This window comes from Bradyrhizobium sp. CAR08, assembly GCF_052871955.1.
Genome location: NZ_JBIXJX010000002.1, coordinates 335,166 through 357,123 on the forward strand (window position 1 = coordinate 335,166; position 21,958 = coordinate 357,123).

Consider the following 21,958-nt stretch of genomic DNA (forward strand, 5'->3'; position numbering starts at 1 on the left):
TCAGGTTAGCGCCTTTTGGGTCATGTAGAGCGCCATCAGCAAGATGAGGGCGATCAAGACCCGGCGCAGCACCGATTTGCTGACGCCATTAGCCGCGCGTGCGCCGAGATCGGTGCCGACCCAGAGGCCGGCAAGGATGCCGATGATGGCAGGCCAGCCGACCATGAGGCCCTTGCTCCAGTAGATCCAGGCCGCCGGAATATTGGTCGGGATGACCGAGAAGACGAGGCTGACGAGCTGGGCCTGATGCTGCGGCACCCGCAGGCCCGCCGCGAGCCCGACGGTGATCGCGAGCCCACCGCCGATGCCCATGAAGCCGGAGGAAAATCCGGCAAGCATGCCGATGAGGAGCAGCGGCAGCCAAGGCAGCTTGTCTCGGTCGCAGGTCTCATTGCTTTTCTCCTCGCGGTCGCTGCGCAGGATCAGGAGAGCGATCAGCGCGACGAGATAGACGACGTAGGTCCATTGCAACACCGAGTCGGAGACTGCGGCCGCAGCGTAGCCGCCGCCGGCACCGCCGAAGAGAAACCCGATGCCGATCCAGACGATCCACAGCAACGGGCTGCGATTGCCGCTCTGCCAGTAGCGGCGAACGCCCGCGAGTCCCGTCGGTGGAACCTGCGTGATCAGCGATGTCCCCTGGGCGACGTGTTGCTCGGCGCCCAGTAGCAGTACGCTGAAAATCACGAGGCCGCCTCCGGGACTCGTGCCCATGAAGCCCGATGTCAGCCCGCCGATGAGGCCGACCCCAATGCCTGCGAGCAGGTCATGGACCCACGACATCGCTCAGCTCCTGGTCCGTCGCTTGACGTCGGCCTTTGTGGTGCGAAATCCATCGATCACGCTGGTCACGGCCGCCATGCAGGCCTCGATGTCAAAATCCTGGCCCCAGCATTTTTGCAGCACAAAACCCTGGAAGATCGCGATCAGCACGCGCGCGATCGCTTCCGCACCGAGATCGCGTTTGATGAGGCCGCCATGCTGGCCCCGCTCGACCAGGGCGACGATCAGGGCGCGGGGTATGTCGATGCCTTCCACGACGCTGGTGCGGACGCGGCGGTTGCGTAGGGCTTCGGCCCAGCCATGGATGCCGACACGGCGGCGCGCTTCGCCGGCGGAGTCGGTGAGCCATTGCGCGTAGACGCCGACCAGCGCGTGAAGTCCTTCGATCGGATCGCCGGATCCTTGCGCGACCGAATTGAGCACGGCCTCGCGCCGATGCCGGTCGTCGGCGAGTGCCTCGATCAGATCGTCCTTGCTCTGGAAGTAGAGATAGACCGCACCGTGGCTCAGCCCCGACCGTTTGACGATGTCGGCCATCCCGGTCTGGTGAAAACCGTCCTCGGCGAAGCAGGCAAGGGCGGCTTCGAGAATCTGCTGCCGCCGGCCTTCACGTTGCTTGTCGCTGATTTTCGGCATTCGGCCATCCACAAAAAACTGACAGATCAATCGTTTAGTCGTTCTGCAGGACAAGCGGTTCCGTAGCACTGAATAAGATAAAAAACGATCAGTCAGTCATTTTTAGCTCAAAGTGTATCGTGGTCAAGCCCGAGGAACCGGGGGCCGGGAACGAGGAGGTGAACCTTAAAGGGCGCCCCCGGCGGCCAGGAACCGCCCCTTGAGCGCGCGGTGCTAGAACAGCCGTCCGCCGTTCGGCACGGGCTTGCTCGGCTGCACCAGCACGACCTTGCCGTCGGCATCGGGGAAACCGAGGGTCAGCACCTCCGAGACAACGGGGCCGATCTGGCGCGGCGGGAAATTCACGACCGCAGCCACCTGTTGGCCCACTAGCGTTTCAAGCGGATGATTTTCGGTGATCTGCGCCGAGCTCTTGCGCACGCCGATCGCGGGACCGAAGTCGATCCACAGCCGCCAGGCCGGCTTGCGCGCCTCGGGGAACGGCTTTGCATCGACGATGGTGCCGACGCGGATATCGACCGCGAGAAAAGTGTCGAAGTCGATGGTCGGCGATGCGGTCGCGGCTGGATCGTGGGTGACGTGCATGGAGTGTCCGTTCGAAGAGCTGGCATCGTTTTCGCAATATTGTCGCGCGAACCGGAGTTGCGTACAACGCCTTGGGATCACGATACGACGCATGCGCGAGGAACGCTTTGCCCAACATCATCTACGGCATCAAGAACTGCGACACCATGAAGAAGGCGCGCGCCTGGCTCGACAGCCATGGCGTCGCCTACGCGTTTCACGACTACAAGACGGCGGGCGTGGAGAAGGACAAGCTCAAGCAGTGGAGCGAGAAGGTCGGTTGGGAGACGCTGCTCAACCGCGCCGGCACGACTTTCAAGAAGCTGCCCGATGCCGACAAGGAAGGCCTCTCCGAGAAAAAGGCGCTGGCGTTGATGCTAGCGCAACCATCGATGATCAAGCGGCCGGTGCTTGAAGTCGGCGGCAAGCTGCTGGTCGGCTTCAAGCCGGAGATCTATGCCAAGGAAGTCACGACCAAGGAAGCCGCCGCCAAATCGCGCTGACCGCTAGTTCAGCTCGATGATCTCGGTGGGAACACCTGAGCCCTGCTGGTCCGCGAACTCGACCAGTTCGGCCGGCGCGATGCGGCCCGGGGTGCGATGGAACAGGTCGTGGTCGATCACCGCGCGCAATCTCGGGCGCGGCAGCGCGTCATTTCCGCGCATCAGATTCTTGATCTCGAAGCCGCCGTCCTCGCAGAAGGTCTTGAGCGACGCGATGATGTGACAGACCTTGCCGTCGCTCTGGAACGGCAGCAGCAGGCGCTCATAGGCGACGATGCGGCCGTAGATGTCATCGACGTCGGCAACGCTGTAGACAGGCAGCCCACGCGCCACGCATTCATGATAGACCGGCATCACCAGGGGCGCGAGACGCGGCCCGATATAGTCGTCGAGCAGAACGCCCTTGCCGGTGTGTCCATAGGCGCGCGAGATGCGCGTGCCTTCGCTCTGGATGGTCAGACGCGGTGTCGGCATCGACGCATCCACCGTATAATAGATCAGATCGGAGAGCTCTTCCTCGAGCCGCGCAGGCTGGTACTCCCAGATCGCCGGGGCCGTCTGCTCGCGCGCATAGAGCCGCAGCCACGTGTTCAGGAGATCACGCTGCCTGATCGACTTGACCACGGAAGGAGCCGCGCTTGCAAAATCCAAGACAATATTCCCGGCGAATAGAAATTCCGGACGCATGAAACCCGCGCATGATCCTCGCTGCGGGAAAATTTTCTATGAAGGCTGGCGCATGGAACGAAAGACCGTTAACGACGGCTTGATGACCGGCGCTTTGCGAACCGGGAAGCCGGGCAGGCGCGACAACAAAACATGTCCGACTAAGGGAGCATAAGTCTCCCGGCCGGAGGCCTGACCTGCTCAGCTTTCCGCCTTGCCTAACCCCCGTCACCTCCGGCATATTCCGCGCCCGGAGGCGGCGTTCCGGATGAGCTCAAGGGAGTGGCTCCAAGGGCCTCCGGAAAGCCGAAGCAACAAGGATAGCCACGCGCGTTGTGCGGGCAGGGGGAAAACTGTTTGGCCGATGAGTTCATTCTCGAAACGGAAGGCTTGACCAAGGAGTTCGCGGGCTTCTTCGCCGTCCGCGACGTTGCGCTCAAGGTTCGCCGTGGGAGCATTCACGCGTTGATCGGCCCGAACGGCGCCGGCAAGACGACGTGCTTCAATCTTTTGACCAAGTTCCTCAAACCGTCTGCCGGAAAAATCCTGTACAAGGGGCAGGACATCACCGCGATGGCGCCCGCCGACGTGGCTCGCCTGGGGCTGGTTCGCTCGTTCCAGATCTCGGCGGTATTTCCCCATCTCACCGCGCTGGAAAACGTGCGCGTCGCGCTTCAGCGCCAGCACGGCAGCTCCTTCGATTTCTGGCGCTCCAAGTCCGTCCTCAACCAATTCAACGATCGCGCGCGCGAGCTGTTGAACGATGTCGGCCTCAGCGAGTTTTCCAATACGCCCGCGGTCGAGATGCCCTACGGGCGCAAGCGCGCACTGGAGATCGCAACCACGCTCGCGCTCGACCCGGAGATGATGCTGCTGGACGAGCCGATGGCCGGCATGGGCCACGAGGACATCGACAAGATCGCGGCGTTGATCAAGCGCATCTCCGCGAAATACACCATCCTGATGGTCGAGCATAATCTGAGCGTCGTTGCCAATCTCTCCGACATCATCACCGTGTTGACGCGCGGCCAGGTGCTGGCGCAAGGCCATTACAGCGAGCTCACCAAGGACGAACGCGTCAAGGAAGCCTATCTGGGAGCCGGTCATGGCTGAGACTGCAACGGCGGAAGCTCCCGCAAAGGCCGCGAGCGGCGGCAACCTCCTCCAGGTCCGCAACCTCGAAGCCTGGTACGGCGAGTCCCACATCCTGCACGGGATCAACTTCGACGTGAACGCGGGCGAGGTCGTCACCCTGCTCGGGCGCAACGGCGCCGGCAAGACCACCACGCTGAAGTCGATCATGGGCATCATCGGCAAGCGCACCGGCTCGGTGAAGTTCAATAACCAGGACATCATCCGCACGACCTCGGACAAGATCGCGCGGATGGGAATCGCGTTCTGCCCGGAAGAGCGGGGAATTTTCGCCAGCCTCGATGTCCGCGAGAACCTGCTGCTGCCACCGGTGGTGCGTCCCGGCGGATTGCCGCTCGAGCAGATCTTCGATCTGTTTCCGAACCTGAAGGAACGGCTCAACAGCCAGGGAACCAAACTCTCCGGCGGCGAGCAGCAGATGCTCGCGATCGCGCGCATCCTGCGCACCGGCGCGAACTTCCTGATGCTGGACGAGCCGACGGAGGGTCTCGCGCCCGTCATCATCCAGCAGATCGGTCACACCATTGCGCGGCTCAAGAAGGAGGGTTTTACGATCCTCCTGGTCGAGCAGAACTTCCGGTTCGCATCCACTGTCGCTGACCGCTATTACGTGGTCGAGCACGGCAAGATCATTGACGGATTTTCCAATGCGGAGCTCGCCGCCAACATGGACAAGCTCCACACCTATCTCGGTGTCTAGAACTGCCAACAAGAAGATTCATAGGGAAGTAGCATGATGACAAAGTCGATTGCGTCGTTTCTGCTCGGCACGGCGCTGGCCGTGACCACCGCGGGCGTAGCCTTCGCGCAGGACAAGACCGTCAAGATCGGCGCGCTGTCCGATCAGTCCGGGCTCTATGCCGATCTTGGCGGGCCGGGCTCGACGCTCGCCGCGCAGATGGCCATTGAAGATTCCGGTCTGGCTGCGAAGGGCTGGAAGATCGACATCATCTCGGGTGATCACCAGAACAAGCCCGACATCGGCACCGCGATCGCGCGGCAATGGTTCGACGTCGACAAGGTCGACCTCATCGTCGACGTGCCGAATTCCGGCGTGGCGCTCGCGGTCAACAACGTCATCAAGGAAAAGAACGGCGTCTATATCAACTCGGGCGCGGCGACCTCGGATTTGACCAACGCGCAGTGCTCGCCCAACACGGTGCACTGGACCTACGACACCTACATGCTTGCCCACACCACCGGCCAGGCGCTGGTGAAGGCCGGCGGCGACACGTGGTTCTTCCTGACCGCGGACTACGCCTTTGGCGCGGCGCTGGAGCGCGACACCACCGCTGTCGTTACCGCAAATGGCGGCAAGGTGGTCGGCGGCGTCAAGCACCCGCTGAACACGCCGGACTTCTCGTCCTTCCTGCTGCAGGCGCAGGCTTCCAAGGCCAAGATCATCGGCCTTGCCAATGCCGGCGGCGATACCACCAACACGATCAAGCAGGCGGCCGAGTTCGGCATCGTCAAGGGCGGCCAGAAGCTCGCGGCGCTGCTGCTGTTCCTCACCGACGTCAAGGCGATCGGGCTCGAGACCGCACAGGGCCTCAACTTCACCGAGACCTTCTACTGGGACATGAACGACCAGACCCGGGCGTTCTCGAAGCGCTTCGCCGAGAAGATGAAGAACAACGCGCCGCCGACCATGGTGCAGGCCGGCGTCTATGCGGGCGTGCGTCACTATTTCAAGGCACTGGAAGCGCTCGGCGGCAACCCGCATGACGGCGTCAAGGTCGTCGAGAAGATGAAGTCGATGCCGACGGAAGACGATCTGTTCGGCAAGGGCGAGATCCAGCCCAACGGCCGCACCATCCACAATGCCTATCTGTTCGAGGTGAAGAAGCCCTCCGAGTCCAAGGGACCGTGGGACTTCTACAAGCTGGTCGGCACGGTGCCGGGCGACCAGGCCTTCACGCCGCTGTCCGAGAGCAAGTGCGCGCTCTTGAAGAAGTAAGCTAACCGCCCGCAGGCCATCAGGCCTGCGGGCGACTTTCAGGGAACGCCGAAGGGACCAGGTGCGGGATCGATGCAGGCTCTTTACGCTCAGCTACTGGTAGGACTGATCAACGGCTCGTTCTACGCGCTGCTCAGTCTCGGGCTTGCCGTGATCTTCGGCATGCTCAACATCATCAATTTCGCCCATGGCGCGCTCTACATGATGGGCGCGTTCGTCGCCTACTTCCTGCTGAACCTCGGCGGCATCAACTACTGGTGGGCGTTGCTGCTTGCGCCTGTTATCGTCGGCATCTTCGGCATGATCCTGGAACGGACCATGCTGCAATGGCTGACCGGGCTGGATCATCTCTACGGCCTGCTGCTGACCTTCGGCATTGCGCTGATCGTGCAGGGCGTGTTTCAGAACTACTTCGGCTCCTCCGGCCTGCCTTACGCCATTCCGGACCAGCTCAAGGGCGGCATGAATCTCGGCTTCATGTTCCTGCCGGTCTATCGCGGCTGGGTCGTCATCTTCTCGCTGGTGGTCTGCATCGCGACCTGGTTCCTGATCGAGAAGACGCGGCTCGGCGCCTATTTGCGCGCCGCCACCGAAAACCCGACGCTCGTGCGCGCCTTCGGCGTCAACGTGCCGCGCATGATCACGCTGACCTACGGCCTCGGTGTCGGCCTTGCAGCGCTCGCCGGCGTGCTGTCGGCGCCGATCAACCAGGTGCGGCCGTTGATGGGCGCCGACCTCATCATCGTGGTGTTCGCGGTGGTCGTGATCGGCGGCATGGGATCGATCATGGGCTCCATCATCACCGGCTTCGCGCTCGGTGTGATCGAAGGCCTGACCAAATATTTCTACCCCGAGGCCTCCAACACCGTCGTGTTCGTGCTGATGGTGCTGGTGCTCTTGGTGAAGCCAACGGGATTGACGGGAAGGGCGGCCTGATATGACAGCCTTGACGGACGACACGCTGCCGGTAACCCCGCGCGCGATCCGCGACGAGATGATCGTGTTCGTGGTGATGGCGCTGCTGCTGGCTTCGGTGCCATTCACGGGGGTCTACCCGTTCTTCGTGATGCAGGCGCTGTGCTTCGCGCTGCTCGCCTGCGCCTTCAACCTGCTGATCGGCTACGGCGGTTTGCTGTCCTTCGGCCATGCGATGTTCCTGGGCACGGCCGGCTATTGCAGCGCGCATGCGCTGAAAGTATGGGCGCTGCCGCCGGAACTCGGCATCCTCGTCGGGGTCGCCGGTGCCTTCGTGCTCTCGCTCATCACGGGCTATATCTCGATCCGCCGCCAGGGCATCTATTTCTCGATGATCACGCTGGCGCTGTCGCAGCTCTTGTACTTCATCTACCTCCAGGCGCCGTTCACCCATGGCGAAGACGGCATCCAGGGTATTCCGCAGGGACGCATGTTCGGCGTCTTCGATCTGACCAAGCCCACCGTGCTCTACTACGTGGTGCTGGTCGGTTTCCTCGCCGGCTTCCTGCTGATCTTCCGCATCATCAACTCGCCGTTCGGCGAAGTCCTCAAGGCGATCCGCGAGAACGAGCCGCGCGCGATCTCGCTGGGTTACCGCACCGATCAGTACAAGTTCCTGGCTTTCGTCCTGTCGGGCACGCTGGCCGGCTTTGCCGGTGCGCTGAAAGTCTTCGTGGCGCAGAATGCCTCGCTCACCGACGTGCACTGGTCGATGTCGGGCGAAGTCGTGCTGATGACGCTGGTCGGCGGACTCGGAACCGTCTTCGGTCCCGTGGTCGGTGCCTTCGTGATCATCGCCATGCAGCAATATTTGGCGGGGTTCGGCCAATGGGTGACCGTGATCCAGGGCTCGATCTTCGTGATCTGCGTGCTCACCTTCCGCCGTGGCGTCATCGGCGAAATCGCGCATTACTTCCGGCGGTCGCTGTAAGTCATTGATATAATAGAAGATGTGTTGACGCGCGAAAGCGGTGGATGATCCAGCTCCACGGGCGTGAGGTGGCACGCGCGTGGATCGAAAATGGTCTATGACAGTTTCATGACGGCCCGCTTGGGCCAGGCCATCATCCAACCGGTAGTCTCTCCCCATGATGCGATTGTTTCGCGCTTTCCTGCCGAAGGAAGAACGGTTCTTCGACCTGTTCGACCGCCACGCCCAGACCGTGATCCAGGGCTCGATCGCGCTCCAGAGCATGCTCAACGGGGGCGAGGAGACGCCGGTCTATTGCCAGCGCGTCAACCAGTTCGAGAACGATGCCGACAACATCACCCGTGAGGTGCTGACCGCGGTGCGCCGCACCTTCATCACCCCGTTCGACCGCGGCGACATCAAGAACCTGATCACCTCGATGGACGACGCCATCGACCAGATGCAGCAGACCGCCAAGGCCGTGATGCTGTTCGAGGTCCGCAGCTTCGAGCCGCCGATGCGGGAGATCGGCGGGCTTCTGATCGAATGCGCCAATCTGGTCGGCCGCGCGCTGCCGCTGATGCAGAAGATCGGTCAGAACGTGGCCATGCTGACCGCGATCACGGAAGAGCTTGGCAAGCTGGAAGGCCGCGTCGACGATCTCCATGATATCGGGCTGAAGGAACTGTTCCTCAAGCATCGCGGCGGCAACGCGATGGATTTCATCGTCGGCGCAGAGATCTACGACCATCTCGAGAAAGTCGCCGACCGCTTCGACGACGTCGCGAACGAGATCAACAGCATCGTCATCGAGCAAGTTTAGGGCAGGGGCCACGCCGTGGATGTTGCGCTGGGTCTTCCCGTCCTGGTCGGATTGATCGCCGTCGCGCTGCTGTTCGACTTCCTGAACGGCCTGCACGACGCCGCCAATTCGATCGCGACCATCGTCTCGACCCGCGTGCTGCGGCCGCAATACGCGGTGTTCTGGGCCGCGTTCTTCAACTTCGTCGCCTTCATGGTGTTCGGGCTGCACGTTGCCCAGACTATCGGCACCGGCATCATCGATCCCGCGATCGTGGATGCTCAGGTGATCTTCGCCGCGCTGGTCGGCGCCATCGTCTGGAACCTGGTGACATGGGCGCTCGGCATCCCATCGTCCTCGTCTCATGCATTGATCGGCGGCTTGTTTGGTGCCGGCGTGGCAAAAGCCGGCCTTTCAGCGGCGGTCTGGAGCGGGTTGTCCAAGACGGTGATCGCCATCGTGCTGTCTCCGCTGGTCGGCTTCCTGCTCGCGATGGTGCTGGTCGCGATCGTCTCCTGGGCCTCGGTGCGCTCCACGCCCTTTGCCGTGGATCGCGCCTTCCGCATCCTGCAATTCGCCTCCGCCTCGCTCTATTCGCTCGGCCATGGTGGTAACGACGCTCAGAAGACCATGGGCATCATCGCCGTGCTGCTCTATTCGCAGGGCCAGCTCGGCGGCGAATTCTTCGTACCCTTCTGGGTGGTGCTCTCGTGCCAGGCCGCGATGGCGATGGGGACGCTGATGGGCGGCTGGCGCATCGTCCGCACCATGGGCCTGCGCATCACCAGGCTGACCCCGATGCAGGGCTTTTGCGCCGAGACCGGCGGTGCCGCGACCCTGTTCATGGCGACCTTTCTCGGCGTTCCGGTCTCGACCACCCACACCATCACCGGCGCCATCGTCGGCGTCGGCGCCGCCCGCCGCCTCTCGGCGGTGCGCTGGAACGTCGCCAGCTCGATCGTCTATGCCTGGGTGATCACGATGCCGGCCTCGGCCATCGTCGCCGCGCTGAGCTGGTGGGCGGTCAAGATCTTCGTCAGGTAACCAGCTTCAGTCCGACAATGCCGGCGACGATCAGCCCGATGCTGGCGAGGCGGAACGCGGTGGCCGGCTCGCCGAACAGGACGATGCCGAGCGTCGCGGTGCCGACCGCACCGATGCCGGTCCAGACCGCATAAGCGGTTCCAATCGGAAGCGATTTGAGGGCGAGCCCGAGCAGGATGATGCTGCCGGCCATGGCGCCGAGCGTGAGGACTGACGGAACGAGCCTGGTGAACCCCTCGGTATATTTGAGGCCGATCGCCCAGGAGATCTCCAGCAGACCGGCGACGAACAGGATGCTCCAGGCCATGACGACCCTCCATTCAAGGCAGGGTCGTCCCCGCGACTGGTGTGCTGATAGCAAGGGAAGGCCGTCCCTCCCAACCCAAGCCCGATATGGGGCTGGCCGGAAGCCTCCGCAATCACCAGATCAGGCTTGATCAGGCTCATTTTCCCTGCCAAACGCTGCCGCAATGTCCGACATCGCCACCACAGCCGAATCGACGGCCCGTTCCTCGCTTGCCGCTGAAGTGTCGCGGCGGCGTACTTTTGCGATCATCTCGCATCCGGACGCCGGCAAGACCACGCTGACCGAAAAGCTGCTGCTGTTCGGTGGCGCCATCAATCTCGCCGGCCAGGTCAAGGCCAAGGGCGAGCGGCGCAACACGCGTTCGGACTGGATGAAGATCGAGCGCGAGCGCGGCATCTCGGTCGTGACCTCGGTCATGACCTTCGAGTTCGAGGGCCTCGTGTTCAACCTGCTGGACACGCCGGGCCACGAGGACTTTTCGGAAGACACCTATCGCACGCTTACGGCGGTCGATTCCGCCGTCATGGTGATCGACGCCGCCAAGGGCATCGAGGCGCGCACCCGAAAGCTGTTCGAGGTATGTCGTCTTCGGGATATCCCGATCATCACCTTCATCAACAAGATGGACCGCGAGAGCCGCGACGTCTTCGAGCTCCTCGACGAGATCGAGAAGACGCTGGCGCTCGATACCACGCCGATGACCTGGCCTGTCGGCCGCGGCCGCGAGTTCCTCGGCACCTATGACGTCGTCAATGGCGGCGTGCGCCTGCTCGAAGGCGGTGGCGCCAAAACTGGCGCGGCGCAGCAGATCGAGATCGCCGAGCTCGCCAAGCTCAATGCCAATCTCGACGTGTCGGCGGTCAAGGACGAGCTCGAGCTCGTCACCGCGGCTTCAAAACCGTTCGAGCTCGAAGCGTTTCGCGAGGGCCATCTGACGCCGGTTTATTTCGGCAGCGCGCTACGCAATTTCGGCGTCGGCGACCTGCTGCAAGGGCTCGGCAAGTTCGCGCCCGAGCCGCGCGCGCAGGAGAGCGACCAGCGCAAGGTCGAAGCCACCGACCCGCGCATGAGCGCCTTCGTGTTCAAGATCCAGGCCAATATGGATCCCAACCACCGCGACCGTATCGCCTTCGCGCGGCTGTGCTCCGGCAAGCTGAGCCGCGGCATGAAGGCGAAGCTCGTGCGCACCGGCAAGAGCATGCCGCTGTCCAGCCCGCAATTCTTCTTCGCGCAGGACCGTTCGGTTGCGGACGAAGCCTATGCCGGCGACGTCGTCGGCATTCCCAATCACGGCACGCTGCGCATCGGCGATACGCTGACCGACGGTGAGGATTTCAACTTCGTCGGCGTGCCGAGCTTTGCGCCGGAAATCGTCCGCCGCGTGCGTCTCACCGATGCGATGAAAGCGAAGAAGTTGAAGGAAGCGCTTCAGCAGATGTCGGAAGAGGGCGTGGTGCAGGTGTTCCGCCCGCGCGACGGCGCACCGGCGTTGGTCGGAGTCGTTGGCGCACTCCAGCTCGACGTGCTCAAGGCCCGGCTGGATGCGGAATATTCGCTCCCAGTCGAATTCGAGGTCAGCGAGTTCCAGCTCGCGCGCTGGGTCTCGTCGGACGACCGCAAGAAGCTCGATACCTTCATCGCTGCCAACACCTCCAGCATCGCCGACGATGTCGACGGCGATCCCGTCTATCTGGCGCGGAACGAGTTCTATCTCGGCTACACAAGGGAACGGGCGGAGGGCATCGAGTTCACCAACGTCAAGGACGTCAAGAAGAAGGGCTAGGGTGGGGCTCCGTCCGCTCCTCACCCTCCGCTGTCATGCCCCGGCTTGACCGGGGCATCCAGTACGCCGCGGCCTCTCGGCTCAACAACGATCGCCTCTGGAATACTGGGTCGTCCGATCAAGCCGGACGACGACACCGTGGGTAAACGCGAGCACGTGAACGCGAATGGCTTGAAGCCGCTTCAAGTCCTACCAATTTGAATGTGGTCGCCCGTTCGGTGCTCCCGATGTTGCGCGCAATCCTCGTGCTGTTCCTGACCGTCTTTGCCGTGATCGCCGCCGATGCGCGGCCGCGACAAATCAACCCAATTCCGTTTTCGCACGAGCCGTGCAGCGTCCTCGATGGCCGGCCCTGCACGCCGTCCTATTGCAGCCCGCTCGAGCCTGGCCCCTGCATTGCCGAGATCGACTATCCCTACGGCCAGAACCTCCAGCTCACGATCCAAAGCGTGCCGGCGGAGGCGGATCGCGCCAAATACCAAAAGCCGGATCACGATCTCGATACGATTGGCGATCTCTTCGCCGAGCTGCGCAGCTGCTGGTCGCCGCCATCGGACAATGCGCGCGCGGGCATGCAGATCGCCGTGCGCTTCAGCTTCAACAAATCGGGCGGCCTGATCGGCCCGCCGCGCCTGACCTTTGCGACCGCAGGCGTGCCCGCCGAGACGAGAACTACCTATCTTAATGCAATCAATTCATCGTTGAACGCCTGCCTGCCGCTGAAGTTCACCGGCGGTTTTGGCGGTGCCATCGCCGGGCGGCCGATCGCGATCCGGTATGTCGACAATCGCGAGATCGGCAAGTAGCGCATCAGTTGCGACCCGCGGCCAATCGATGATACGCCATGGGCTGGGGCGCTGGTTGAGGGGAGAATCTCGTGGGTCTGCTGGTTATGATCCTGGGGCTTGCGCTGTTTTTTGCGGCGCATGTGTTCACGACGAAACGCGATGCACGCGCGCAGGCCATCGCGAGAGTGGGCGAGGGGACCTACAAGATCCTCTATTCGCTTGCCTCGCTTGCGGGGCTCGCACTGATCATCTGGGGCTTCGCGCATTATCGCGCGACCGGCTGGATCGACGTCTGGTATCCGCCGAAGGCGCTGAAGCACATCACGCTCGCACTGATGCTGCCCGCGGTCATCCTGGTGGTTGCGTCCTATCTGCGCGGCCGCATTTACGCGACACGGAAGCATCCGATGCTGGCCGGCATCAAGCTGTGGGCGGCGGCGCATCTTCTGGCCAATGGCGATCTCGGCTCCATCATCCTGTTCGGGTCCTTTCTGGGCTGGGCGGTGTATGACCGCATCACGCTGAAGCGTCGCACCGATGGCGGCGGTCCGCCGATTCCGGTCGGCGGCGTCACCAACGATCTGATCGCGGTCGTGGTTGGAATCGTCGCTTATCTGGCGCTGGCTTTTGCGTTCCATCCCGTCGTCATCGGCGTTCCCGTGATGGGCGGCTAGCCGATCAGCACAAGACAGGACCGCATGCCCGTGCGCGGAAGATAACGAAAGTAACAAGCCAAGGGCAATCCGATGGACTGGTCGCATTCTCAGATCCCGCCAATGCGGTTCGAGGCGCGCTTCGGCGATCGGGTGGTACCGGCATTTTGCGATCGGCCGTCGAGCCTGTGGGCGATGATTGCGGACGCCTGCGCCCGCAATCCCGACGGCGAAGCGCTGATCTCAGGCGGTGTCCGGCTGAGCTGGCGGCAGGCCGTCGAGCAGGCTGCGCGGATCGCGGCGGGATTTCGCAAGCTCGGATTGCAGCGCGGCGATCGTGTCGCGATCCTGCTCGGCAACCGCGTCGAATTCCCGCTGCTGCTGTTTGCTGCCGCCCATGAGGGGCTCGTCACGGTGCTGCTCAGCACGCGGCAGCAGAAGCCGGAAATCGCCTATGTGCTCGCCGACTGCGGCGCCAAGATCCTGATCCACGAGGCGGCACTTGCGGAGCGGCTGCCGGACGCACTGGACGTGCCCGATGTGATCGACCGCATCGCCATCGACCACGATCCGGCTCTGTCGGATTTCGCGGTGCTCGTCGACAACGCCCCGGCCGCGGCGCCGGTCGAGACGAGCGAGGAGGACACCGCGATGATCCTCTACACCTCGGGCACGACAGGCAAGCCCAAGGGCGCGATGCTGGCCCATTGCAACATCGTCCATTCCTCGATGATCTTCATGTCCTGCCTGCAATTGACGGCGGCCGACCGTTCGATCGCGGCAGTGCCGCTCGGCCATGTCACCGGCGTGGTCGCCAACATCACGACGATGATCTGCTGCGGTGGCGCGTTGATCATCATGCCGGAGTTCAAAGCCGGCGAATATCTCAAGCTCGCCGCGCGCGAGCGCGTCACCTACACGGTGATGGTGCCGGCGATGTACAATCTGTGCCTGCTCCAGCCCGATTTCGCCAGTTACGATCTGTCGAGCTGGCGCATCGGTGGCTTCGGCGGCGCACCGATGCCGGTCGCCACCATCGAGAAACTCAAGGCGATCATTCCCGGCCTCGCGCTGGCGAATTGCTACGGTGCGACCGAGACCACGTCGCCGTCCACGATCATGCCGGGCGAGTTGACGGCGACCCACATCGACAGCGTCGGCTTGCCGTGTCCGGGTGCACGCATCCTGGCGATGGACGCGGACGGGCGTGAGCTGCCGCCTGGGGAAATCGGCGAGCTCTGGATCCAGAGTGCCTCCGTCATCAAGGGCTACTGGAACAATCCGAAAGCCACGGCCGAAAGCTTCACCAGCGGGTTCTGGCATTCCGGCGATCTCGGCTCGGTCGACGCGGAGGGATTTGTCCGGGTGTTCGACCGGCAGAAGGACATGATCAACCGCGGCGGCCTCAAGATCTATTCGGCCGAGGTCGAATCCGTGCTGGCCGGCCACCCGGCCGTGGTTGAGAGCGCGATCGTCGCCAAGACGTGCCCGGTGCTGGGCGAACGCGTCCACGCCGTGGTGGTGACGCGTACGCCGGTGGACAGCGAGGCCTTGCGCGCCTGGTGCGCGGAGCGGCTGTCGGACTACAAGGTCCCGGAAACCATGGTGATCACCGCGGAGCCCTTGCCGCGCAATGCCAATGGCAAGGTGCTGAAGCGGCAGCTGCGGGAGCTGTTGGGAACCTGACCCGGGGAGGCGTCTCTCCGGGCTGTCCCGGGTGGTTAACGCCTTGATCGGGCTCGCTTTGCCTTGCCACCGCCATATCGTTAGGGTACCCCGCCGCCACGTGGGGGACGGGATTCCTGACGCGAACGCTTCGGCGCGCGCACCCGGACGGGCATGGGATTAGCATAAGTGTCTGAATTATTTGACGAAGTCGACGAGGAAGTACGTCGCGAACAGCTCAAAAAGCTGTGGGATAAGTATTCGATTTTGTTCATCGCCCTGATGGTGCTGATCGTCGCCGCCGTGGGTGGCTGGCGCGGTTACCAATATCTTGAAGCCAAGAAGGCTGCCGAGGCCGGTGCTGCCTTCGAGAAGGCCGCTGAGCTGTCCGAGCAGGACAAGCATGCGGAGGCCGAGGCGGCCTTTACCGAGCTCGCAGCCAAGGCTCCATCGGGCTATCGCACCCTGGCGCGGCTGCGTGCTGCGGCCGAGGCAGCGTCCCGCGATCCCAAGGCAGGCGCCAAGTTGTATGACGACATTGCCGCCGACCGCAGCGTAGGCGGCGAGTGGCAGGATCTGGCGAAGATCCGCGCCGCCGGTCTCCTGCTCGACAGCGCCGGCTATGCCGACATGCAGCAGCGGCTGGAAGCCTCCACCGCGCCTAAATCGACCTTCCGTCACACCGCCCGCGAAATGCTGGCGCTGTCGGCCTGGCGCAACAACGATGTGACTGCCGCCCGCAAATGGCTCGACGCGATTGCCGAGGACGGCGAAACGCCGCCCGGCCTGCGCTCACGCGCCGAGGCGCTGCAGGCCCTGCTGCCGCCCGTAGCGAAGAGCTGAGCCGAGAGCTGAGACGAGATACCGACATGCGCCGCACGCCACGCTTGATCGCAACCGCCGTCTTGATCGCCTTCACGGGCGTGCTGGGCGGTTGCTCCAGCTTCGATCCGAGCGACATGCTCGACTTCCTCGACACCAAGAAGAAGCTGCCGGGCGACCGCAAGCCGGTGTTCCCGGAAGGCGTGCCCGGCCTCGAGCAAGGCGTTCCGAAGGATATGTACAAGGGCGCCCAGCAACAGCCCGATCCGAACGGACCCGCCGTTGCGGCTCTGCCCACCGAGCCTGCGCCCGAGCCGAAGCCGGCGAAGGGTGCCAAGGCGAAAAAGACCAGGCAGCCGGCCACCGCAGCCGTCGCGCCGGCTGAGGCGCCCGCCGGCGAAGTCGACGGCGAGGCCCAGCCGGAGGCCGCTCCGCCCGCGGCCACGCCGCCGCCCAGGCAGAAGATCGTGCGCAAGCGCACCACCGCGCCGCCGCCCGATCAATCCGTCCAGCAGGCGCAACCGACCCAGACCACCCAGCAGCAAACGCAGGGCGCCTTCCCGGCGCCCATGCCGAGCGGCAGCTTCTCGCGCTGATTTTTTCATTTCATTGACAGGCGCGGCTCCGGCAGCGCACGAATGACCCATGTCCTTTAAGATTGCCATTATCGGCCGACCCAATGTCGGCAAGTCGACGCTGTTCAACCGTCTGGTCGGGCAGAAGCTCGCGCTTGTCGATGACCTCCCCGGCGTCACCCGCGACCGCCGCGAGGGCGAGGCCAGGCTCGGCGATCTCGACTTCACGATCATCGACACCGCCGGCCTCGATGAGGGTGCCAAGGGCTCGCTGACCGCCCGCATGCAGGAGCAGACGGAGGCCGCGATCGCACAGGCCGACGCGCTGTTCTTCGTGATTGATGCCCGCATGGGCCTCACGCCCAACGATCGCGCCTTCGCCGATTTCGCCCGCAAGGCCAACAAGCCGGTGATGCTCGTCGCGAACAAGAGCGAAGGCAAGCACGGCGATGCCGGCGCGATGGAGGCTTTCGCGCTCGGCCTCGGCGATCCCATCCAGATCTCGGCCGAGCATGGCGAGGGCCTGGGTGAGCTCTATGACGCCTTGAGAGAGCTGATGCCGGAGCCCGTCGAGGAGGATGAGGTCGAGGACGACGAGCCGCTGACGGAGGAAGAGGCGGCCACGCGTCCGATCCGGGTCGCGATCGTCGGCCGGCCCAACGCCGGCAAGTCGACGATGATCAATCATCTGCTCGGCGAGGAGCGCCTGCTGACGAGCCCGGAGGCGGGTACCACGCGCGATTCCATCGCGGTCGAGATCAACTGGAAGGGGCGCGAGTTTCGGGTGTTCGACACCGCAGGTCTGCGCCGGCGCTCGCGGATCGAGGAGAAGCTCGAGAAGCTCTCGGTCGCCGACGCACTGCGCGCGGTGCGCTTTGCCGAAGTCGTCGTGATGATGATGGATGCGCAGAACCGCTTCGAGGAGCAGGATCTTCGCATTGCCGACCTGATCGAGCGCGAGGGTCGGGCCGTCGTGCTCGCCGTCAACAAATGGGACCTGATGGAAAGCAAGGGCGGCGGCGCGATCTCGAACCTGCGCCGCGATGCCGATCACTTGCTGCCGCAGATCAAGGGCGTGCCGATCGTCGCCGTCTCCGGCTTGATGGGCGAGGGCATCGATCGATTGATGCAGGCGATCCAGGATGCCTATGCGCTTTGGAACAGGCGTGTGTCGACCGCGGCGCTGAACCGCTGGTTCGAGGAGGCGGTCCAAGCCAATCCGCCGCCGGCCGTGTCCGGACGACGACTCAAGCTGAACTACATCACGCAGACCAAGGCCCGCCCGCCAAGCTTCGTGTTGTTCTGCTCGCGTGCGGACGCGGTACCGCAGTCGTATCTGCGATATCTCACCAATTCGCTGCGTGAGGCCTTCGAGCTGCCGGGCACGCCGGTGCGCATCACCTTGCGCGAGAAGGCCAATCCGTTCGCCCACAAGCGCAAGCGGCCGTCGTGAGCAACGACGCCGGCGAGGCGATGGCGCAGGGCGCAGCGCCAGTCCGGCGCGGTGCGGTCGCCTTCATCTTCGTCACCATCCTGCTCGACATGCTCGCGCTCGGCGTGATCATGCCGATCCTGCCAAAACTGATCGAGAGCTTCGTCGACAACGACACGGCCCATGCGGCCCGCATCTTCGGCCTGTTCGGCACCGCCTGGGCGCTGATGCAGTTCGTATTCTCGCCGGTGCTCGGCGCGCTGTCGGACCGCTTCGGGCGGCGGCCGGTGGTGCTGCTGTCGAATTTCGGGCTCGCGGCAGACTATGTGCTGATGGCGCTGGCGCCGTCGCTGGTCTGGCTGTTCGTCGGCCGCGTCATCTCGGGCATCACCTCGGCCAGCATCTCGACCGCCTTTGCCTATATCGCCGACATCACGCCGCCGGAGCGGCGCGCAGCGGTGTTCGGCAGGATTGGCGCTGCATTCGGCGCCGGCTTCGTGCTGGGCCCGGCGCTGGGCGGCCTGCTCGGCGATATCGATCCGCGCCTGCCGTTCTGGGCCTCGGCGGCCTTGAGCTTCGCCAATGCGCTCTATGGGCTCTTCGTCCTGCCGGAATCGTTGGCGCCGGACAAGCGCGCGCCGTTCCGCTGGAGGAGCGCCAATCCGCTCGGAGCGCTCCGCCTGCTGCGTTCCAACGCGGTGCTCGCCGCGCTGTCCGTCGTCAATTTCATCGCGCAGGTCGCGCATGTCGTGTTGCCCTCGACCTTCGTGCTCTACGCCACTTATCGCTACGGCTGGGATTCGAAAACCGTGGGGCTGACGCTGGCGATGGTCGGCATCTGCGCGATGGTGGTGCAGGGGCTCGCGATCGGCCCGATCGTGCGTGTGCTCGGCGAGCGCAACGCCTTGTTGCTCGGCCTGTGCTGTGGCGCGATTGGCTTCGTGATCTTCGGCGCGGCGCCGACCGGGCCGCTGTTCTGGATCGGCATTCCCGTGATGTCGCTGTGGGGCATTTCGGGCGCCGCCATGCAATCGCTGATGACGCGGCTGGTCGCGCCCGATCAGCAGGGCCAGTTGCAGGGCGCGACCGCGAGCGTGCAGAGCGTGTCGCAGCTCGTCGGCCCGTTCCTGTTCACGCTGACCTTTTCATATTTCATCGGCGCCAGCGCGCCGTGGCAGCTGCCCGGCGCGCTGTTCCTGCTCGCGGCGGTGCTGATGGTGGTGTGCGTGGCGATCGCGGTGCGGGCGCTGGCTGTCGCCAAGGCGCCTTGAAGAGGGCCGTCATGGCCGGGCTTGTCCCGGCCATTCACGTTCTTCGTCCGGTCCAGAACGTAGATGCCCGGGACAAGCCCGGGCATGACGTCGTGGAGGCAGTTGCGCAAGCTACGCCCTTACTTCTTCACCAGCGGGCACTCGCTGTCCTTGAGCGGCTTGGCCGCGTCTTCCGCCGCGATCGTGGCGATCTGCTTGTAGTAATCCCACGGTCCCTTCGATTCGTCGGGCTTCTTCACCTCGAACAAATAGGCCGGGATGAGACGACGCCCATCCTCGCGCAGCGGACCCTTGCCGAACAGCGGATCGTCGGTCGGAAGCTCCTTCATCTTGGCGACGACCTTGGCGCCGTCATGCGGATTGCTGCCGAGCGCGTCCATCGCCTTGAGATAATGCAGCACCATCGCGTAATTGCCGGCCTGCGTCATGGAGGGCATCGCATTCTTATTGGCCAGCGCCGAGAATCGCTTCGACCAGGCGCGGGTCTGCTCGTTCATGTCCCAGTAGAAGGATTCCGTGAAGGTCAGGCCCTGGGCGGTCTTCAGACCTAGTGAATGCACGTCGTTGATGAACAGCAGCAGCGCCGCGAGCTTCTGTCCGCCCTGTACAATGCCGAACTCGGCGGCCTGCTTGATCGAGTTCGTAGTGTCGCCGCCGGCATTGGCAAGGCCCACCACCTTGGCCTTGGACGATTGCGCCTGCAGCAGGAAGGACGAGAAGTCCGCGGTATTGATCGGATGCTTGACGCTGCCGAGCACCTTGCCGCCGTTCGCAGTCACGACCGCGGTGGTGTCGCGTTCGAGCGCATGGCCGAAGGCATAATCCGCGGTCAGGAAAAACCAGCTGTCGCCGCCGGCCTTGGTCAGCGCCTTGCCGGTGCCGTTGGCCAACATGTAGGTGTCGTAGGTATAGGAGACCGTGTTCGGCGTGCAGGCCTTGCCGGTCAGGTCGGCGGAGGCCGCGCCGGAATTGAGCAGCACCGAGTTCTTTTCCTTGACCAGGTTGCTGACCGCCAGGGCGACACCGGAATTCGGCGTGTCGGCGATCGCATCGACCTTGTCGTTGTCGATCCATTGCCGGGCAATGTTGACGCCGACGTCAGGCTTGTTCTGATGGTCGCCGCTGATGACGTCGATCTTCCAGCCCTTCTTGAGCAGGCCGGAATCCTCGACCGCCATCTTGATCGCGACCACGGAGTTCGGGCCACCGATGTCGGCATAGAGGCTCGACATGTCGTTGAGCACGCCGATCTTGACAGTCTTGTCCTGAGCGAAGGCGGATGTGGCAAAACCGAAGGCGGCACAGGCCAGAAGGGCCGCAGAGCGGCGCGCGAACGTCGTCGTCATAAAAGGTTTCCTCCATTGTCAAACATGCGGACGGCTCTCTTGAACGGAGCCTTGTTCCGGCTGATGGCTCTACCGTGTCCCACGGCCGGCGGCAATGCGCCTAAAGCCGGATGACGCTGCGTCGCAGCGTCATCCCTCCGTTAACTTTTGGGCAAAATGCGTCGAGAGGCTATTTCAGCGCGTCCGATGTCAGCTTGAATTTCTGGATCCGCTTTCCGGTGTCGACCTCGGCGGTATAGACGTTACCCTTGGCGTCGATCGCCATGGCATGCACCCAGTGGAATTGTCCGGCATTGCGGCCATTGTGCCCGAAGCTGCCGACCACGCTGCCGTCCTCGCGCCTGATCACCCTGATCTCGTTGTTCTCACCGTCGGCGCTGAGCAGCCAGGTCTGCTTCGGATCGGGCCAGATCGCGATGTCCCACACCGCGCCGTTGCCGAGCGTGTTCTTCTCGAAGAAGAACTCCTTCACGAAGGTGCCGTCCGTCTTGAAGACCTGGATGCGGTTGTTGATGCGGTCGCAGACGTAGACAAGCCCGTCATTGGCGAGCTTCACGCAGTGGACCGGATTACCGAATTGCTGCGCAACCGGCGCCTTGGGATCGTAAGGAGCCTGCTTGGTATCGTCGGGCTTGTTGCCGTAGGCGCCCCAGTGCCGCTTGTAGGCGAGCGTGGTCGCGTCGAACACGATGACGCGGCGATTGCCGTAGCCGTCGGCGACGTAGATTTCGTTGGCGGCCTTGTCGATCGCGGTCTCGGCGGGCTTGCCGAGCTGGGTCGTGTCGTTGCTGCCGAGGCTCGGCGCGATCTTGCCGATCTGCGCGACGAACTTGCCGTCGAGCGTGAATTTCAGGATCGCGTTGTCATTGTCGGCATTGCCGCCGACCCAGACGAAGCCGCGCTCGTCGACTTCGATGCCGTGCTCGCGGCCAACCCATTCATAGCCTTCGCCCGCGCCGCCCCACGATCGCAGCAGATTGCCATCCGTGTCGAATTCGAGCACGGGCGGCGCCGAGACGCAGCATTTCGAGCGCGGCGGAGTGAGGCTCGCGCCTTTCTCGTCGTCGGTGAGCGAGCGGGGACGATGGATCACCCAGATGTGGCCCTGCCAGTCGACGGTAATGCCGCCGACCTGGCCGAGGATCCAGTTGTTCGGCAACGGCTTTGGCCAGGAAGCATCGACCGCGAAGGTCGGGACATCGCCGGCGGTCGCCGCGCCCGGAAGCGCAAACGCGACGGCCACGATCAGAACGGAGAGGACGCGAGAGACATTTGCGAGCGCACGCTTAAAGCCTGCGCGATTCCGCCATGGCGCCATGGCAAC

The 21,958-nt window shown here is 63.7% G+C and carries 23 protein-coding genes; 16 read left to right on the forward strand and 7 right to left on the reverse strand.

Features of this window, described 5'->3' with window-relative positions; translation table 11 throughout:
* From ACIPUD_RS05305 to ACIPUD_RS05315, 3 genes are all read right to left on the reverse strand, one after another.
* A complete protein-coding gene (locus ACIPUD_RS05305) occupies positions 1-783 on the reverse strand; it encodes a sulfite exporter TauE/SafE family protein (protein ID WP_247403129.1) in 783 nt (260 codons plus the stop codon).
* 3 nt (positions 784-786) lie between these two features.
* On the reverse strand, positions 787-1,419 hold the full coding sequence (locus ACIPUD_RS05310) for a TetR/AcrR family transcriptional regulator (protein WP_018459157.1): 633 nt from the start codon (positions 1,417-1,419) through the stop codon (positions 787-789).
* 213 nt (positions 1,420-1,632) lie between these two features.
* The gene (locus tag ACIPUD_RS05315) at positions 1,633-2,004 is read right to left on the reverse strand and encodes a tRNA-binding protein (protein ID WP_018459156.1); all 372 of its coding nucleotides are present in this window, start codon (positions 2,002-2,004) and stop codon (positions 1,633-1,635) included.
* A 107-nt stretch (positions 2,005-2,111) separates the two neighbouring features.
* Between ACIPUD_RS05315 and ACIPUD_RS05320 the strand changes: the two genes are divergently transcribed.
* Positions 2,112-2,486, forward strand: a complete 375-nt coding sequence (locus ACIPUD_RS05320) for an ArsC family reductase (RefSeq protein WP_018459155.1) — start codon at positions 2,112-2,114, stop codon at positions 2,484-2,486.
* A 3-nt stretch (positions 2,487-2,489) separates the two neighbouring features.
* Here ACIPUD_RS05320 and ACIPUD_RS05325 read toward each other — a convergent pair whose 3' ends face one another.
* A complete protein-coding gene (locus ACIPUD_RS05325; RefSeq protein ID WP_018459154.1) occupies positions 2,490-3,173 on the reverse strand; it encodes a PAS domain-containing protein in 684 nt (227 codons plus the stop codon).
* A 336-nt stretch (positions 3,174-3,509) separates the two neighbouring features.
* Here ACIPUD_RS05325 and ACIPUD_RS05330 point away from each other — a divergent pair, with 336 nt between their 5' ends.
* The 7 genes from ACIPUD_RS05330 (at position 3,510) to ACIPUD_RS05360 (ending at position 9,992) form a co-directional block, all read left to right on the forward strand.
* Positions 3,510-4,265: an ABC transporter ATP-binding protein gene (locus tag ACIPUD_RS05330; protein ID WP_018459153.1), complete on the forward strand. Its 756-nt coding sequence runs from the start codon at positions 3,510-3,512 to the stop codon at positions 4,263-4,265.
* On the forward strand, positions 4,258-5,004 hold the full coding sequence (locus tag ACIPUD_RS05335) for an ABC transporter ATP-binding protein (RefSeq protein WP_007609233.1): 747 nt from the start codon (positions 4,258-4,260) through the stop codon (positions 5,002-5,004). The genes ACIPUD_RS05330 and ACIPUD_RS05335 overlap by 8 nt, the downstream gene beginning before the upstream one ends.
* A 33-nt stretch (positions 5,005-5,037) precedes the next feature.
* Positions 5,038-6,261 (forward strand): ABC transporter substrate-binding protein, encoded by a 1,224-nt coding sequence (locus ACIPUD_RS05340; RefSeq protein WP_018459152.1) that lies wholly within the window; start codon positions 5,038-5,040, stop codon positions 6,259-6,261.
* Positions 6,262-6,333: 72 nt separating this feature from the next.
* Complete coding sequence (locus ACIPUD_RS05345) at positions 6,334-7,197, forward strand: branched-chain amino acid ABC transporter permease (RefSeq protein WP_018459151.1); 864 nt, start codon at positions 6,334-6,336, stop codon at positions 7,195-7,197.
* Between the two features lies 1 nt (position 7,198).
* The gene (locus tag ACIPUD_RS05350) at positions 7,199-8,167 is read left to right on the forward strand and encodes a branched-chain amino acid ABC transporter permease (RefSeq protein WP_007592084.1); all 969 of its coding nucleotides are present in this window, start codon (positions 7,199-7,201) and stop codon (positions 8,165-8,167) included.
* Positions 8,168-8,324: 157 nt separating this feature from the next.
* Positions 8,325-8,969 (forward strand): DUF47 domain-containing protein, encoded by a 645-nt coding sequence (locus ACIPUD_RS05355; RefSeq protein ID WP_018459150.1) that lies wholly within the window; start codon positions 8,325-8,327, stop codon positions 8,967-8,969.
* Between the two features lie 15 nt (positions 8,970-8,984).
* Positions 8,985-9,992, forward strand: coding sequence for an inorganic phosphate transporter (locus ACIPUD_RS05360; RefSeq protein ID WP_026233745.1), 1,008 nt, complete (start codon positions 8,985-8,987; stop codon positions 9,990-9,992).
* Here ACIPUD_RS05360 and sugE read toward each other — a convergent pair.
* Positions 9,985-10,299, reverse strand: coding sequence for a quaternary ammonium compound efflux SMR transporter SugE (gene sugE, locus ACIPUD_RS05365; protein WP_446480225.1), 315 nt, complete (start codon positions 10,297-10,299; stop codon positions 9,985-9,987). The genes ACIPUD_RS05360 and sugE overlap by 8 nt on opposite strands.
* A gap of 163 nt (positions 10,300-10,462) precedes the next feature.
* Between sugE and ACIPUD_RS05370 the strand changes: the two genes are divergently transcribed.
* The 8 genes from ACIPUD_RS05370 (at position 10,463) to ACIPUD_RS05405 (ending at position 19,288) form a co-directional block, all read left to right on the forward strand.
* The gene (locus ACIPUD_RS05370) at positions 10,463-12,082 is read left to right on the forward strand and encodes a peptide chain release factor 3 (protein ID WP_085352891.1); all 1,620 of its coding nucleotides are present in this window, start codon (positions 10,463-10,465) and stop codon (positions 12,080-12,082) included.
* 227 nt (positions 12,083-12,309) lie between these two features.
* The gene (locus ACIPUD_RS05375; protein ID WP_446480226.1) at positions 12,310-12,888 is read left to right on the forward strand and encodes a hypothetical protein; all 579 of its coding nucleotides are present in this window, start codon (positions 12,310-12,312) and stop codon (positions 12,886-12,888) included.
* Between the two features lie 71 nt (positions 12,889-12,959).
* On the forward strand, positions 12,960-13,544 hold the full coding sequence (locus tag ACIPUD_RS05380; RefSeq protein ID WP_446480227.1) for an NnrU family protein: 585 nt from the start codon (positions 12,960-12,962) through the stop codon (positions 13,542-13,544).
* Between the two features lie 72 nt (positions 13,545-13,616).
* Entirely contained in the window at positions 13,617-15,209 is a 1,593-nt protein-coding gene (locus ACIPUD_RS05385) for a class I adenylate-forming enzyme family protein (protein ID WP_085395964.1), read from the forward strand.
* A gap of 168 nt (positions 15,210-15,377) precedes the next feature.
* On the forward strand, positions 15,378-16,031 hold the full coding sequence (locus ACIPUD_RS05390) for a tetratricopeptide repeat protein (RefSeq protein WP_085395965.1): 654 nt from the start codon (positions 15,378-15,380) through the stop codon (positions 16,029-16,031).
* A 26-nt stretch (positions 16,032-16,057) separates the two neighbouring features.
* Positions 16,058-16,606, forward strand: coding sequence for a hypothetical protein (locus ACIPUD_RS05395; protein ID WP_026233742.1), 549 nt, complete (start codon positions 16,058-16,060; stop codon positions 16,604-16,606).
* 49 nt (positions 16,607-16,655) lie between these two features.
* On the forward strand, positions 16,656-18,038 hold the full coding sequence (gene der / locus ACIPUD_RS05400; RefSeq protein ID WP_018459140.1) for a ribosome biogenesis GTPase Der: 1,383 nt from the start codon (positions 16,656-16,658) through the stop codon (positions 18,036-18,038).
* Positions 18,035-19,288 (forward strand): TCR/Tet family MFS transporter, encoded by a 1,254-nt coding sequence (locus tag ACIPUD_RS05405; RefSeq protein ID WP_446480228.1) that lies wholly within the window; start codon positions 18,035-18,037, stop codon positions 19,286-19,288. Before der ends, ACIPUD_RS05405 begins: the two co-directional genes overlap by 4 nt.
* Positions 19,289-19,407: 119 nt before the next feature.
* On the opposite strand, the gene ACIPUD_RS05410 is transcribed toward ACIPUD_RS05405, so the two are convergent.
* Both ACIPUD_RS05410 and ACIPUD_RS05415 read right to left on the reverse strand, forming a co-directional pair.
* Positions 19,408-20,634 carry an ABC transporter substrate-binding protein gene (locus tag ACIPUD_RS05410; RefSeq protein ID WP_018459138.1) on the reverse strand — a complete coding sequence of 409 codons (1,227 nt, stop codon included), beginning with the start codon at positions 20,632-20,634 and terminating at the stop codon, positions 19,408-19,410.
* Positions 20,635-20,803: 169 nt separating this feature from the next.
* Positions 20,804-21,952 (reverse strand): hypothetical protein, encoded by a 1,149-nt coding sequence (locus ACIPUD_RS05415; RefSeq protein ID WP_085352898.1) that lies wholly within the window; start codon positions 21,950-21,952, stop codon positions 20,804-20,806.
* Positions 21,953-21,958 lie beyond the last annotated feature (6 nt).